This window comes from Cryobacterium sp. MLB-32 (genome assembly GCF_000738085.1).
Lineage (GTDB): Bacteria > Actinomycetota > Actinomycetes > Actinomycetales > Microbacteriaceae > Cryobacterium.
In genome coordinates, this window is record NZ_JPRS01000399.1 from 1 (window position 1) to 1,456 (window position 1,456).

2 protein-coding genes are annotated in these 1,456 nt (G+C 59.1%); both read right to left on the reverse strand.

Features of this window, described 5'->3' with window-relative positions; all coding sequences use genetic code 11:
* Positions 1 to 87: 87 nt before the first annotated feature.
* Positions 88 to 483, reverse strand: a complete 396-nt coding sequence (locus JF66_RS18900) for a hypothetical protein (protein WP_156109927.1) — start codon at positions 481 to 483, stop codon at positions 88 to 90.
* 174 nt (positions 484 to 657) lie between these two features.
* On the reverse strand, positions 658 to 1,456 hold a 799-nt coding region (locus JF66_RS18905; protein ID WP_035880424.1), incomplete at its 5' end, for an LD-carboxypeptidase.

A 1,456-nucleotide genomic window follows, 5' to 3' on the forward strand; every position in this document is an offset into this window, starting at 1 on the left:
TTGTGGGCCAGTCCATTCTTTGACAATGGCAGAGTCCTGAGATCTTCGTAAGCCGAACCCCCGACGGGACGGTCTGGGTCTAATTCTTCAGAGAGATTCGTGCCAGGACCGTCGAGTTGCGAGTCGGGCGGTCAGAAAGAGAGCAAAGCCCAGGACTCCGAGGATCGCGGCGAATGTGATTCCCCAGTCCCACACGCTGCTCTGGGTATGTACTAGGAGGAGTTCATGATCGCTTGTGAAATAGGAGCATTGGACCCCAATGGGGAAGAACGAAAATGCGCCGTCCGTAGTCCAGCCTGCTGAGGGCAGAGGCAGGCTGCCTAGCTCGATGTTCTGATAGCAAGATTCTCCGAGACCCGCATGGGAGATGATCGCGAACTGAAGCCCCGCCACGGCGATGAGGGCGAGCGACGGAATGCCGAGGATCCAGGACCGCGCAGTCACGGCGAGGAGCACGGGAAAGGCCGGTCTTTGCAGCTGCATTTCGTGTACCCCCTCCTTCACAGAGTATGTGCTGCCAGACACCGGGGTAAGCGTTTGAAGAAATCACCAGCGTGACAGAGTCAGTGCCCGTAGCCGAACCCCCTGCGGGACGACAACAAGTTTGGAGTCGCCACCATCAGTTGCGGCCGAGGCTAGAAACGTAGTGCGTTGACTTCAGCTGTAGTCGGCGCTGACTGTGTGGGTTATGCCGTCGAGCCGGAGCGTGTTGCCGTGCGGGACGATCCACTGCGGTCTGGTGTGTCCGAATGGCACTCCGACACAGATAACGGCTTCTGAGTTATATCGAGCGACTTGCTCGATGATGGTGTCGCGCTGAACTGCGCGCAGTCGAGCGCGCTCGATCGCTAACGGGACGGCTGAATTCAGTTCGCTGACGGGTGGCCGTGCGACGAGAATACCGGCGACGGCATTGAGAACTCCTCGCTCGCCCAAGGCACGCACCCAACGCTTCACCGTGTCGGCATTTGGAAGTTCCTCGCTCGTTTCGAGCAAGAGAATCGCCCCTTCCAGGTCGGCGACGTCGGGCATCCGATTGGCGAGAGCGATCTGATCTATGACTTCGATGCATCCGCCCCACGTTGGACCTTCGGCCACCGTGTTTGGGCCCGCCCACGCCCACGGTTCGGTCGGTTCACGAATACCGAATTCCTTTAGAGCGCGGCGATCCGTCCACGAGACGCCGAAGTCTTCGGACTCGCCCGGATCGGTGAGGTCGATAGTACCTCCGTCAAGAAGCGCCGCACGAAGTGAAGCCACATGCACGTCATCGACATGCGGGCCTGGTCCGAGGTGAACTTGTGTTGAGCCACCGTAGTAGCTGGGCACCCCGACGTTCCAGAGAAGGTTGTGCAGGTTCGTGTTGTCACTGTATCCGAGGAACGGTTTGGGGTTTGAGGCAAGGATGTCGGTGTCGATATGTGGGATGACGGTGATCTGATCATCCCCTCCGATC

What these genes read in the sequence shown, in the direction of transcription:
- JF66_RS18900 (WP_156109927.1), bottom strand. Translation starts at nt 483, where the DNA reads ATGCAGCTGCAAAGACCGGCCTTTCCCGTGCTCCTCGCCGTGACTGCG.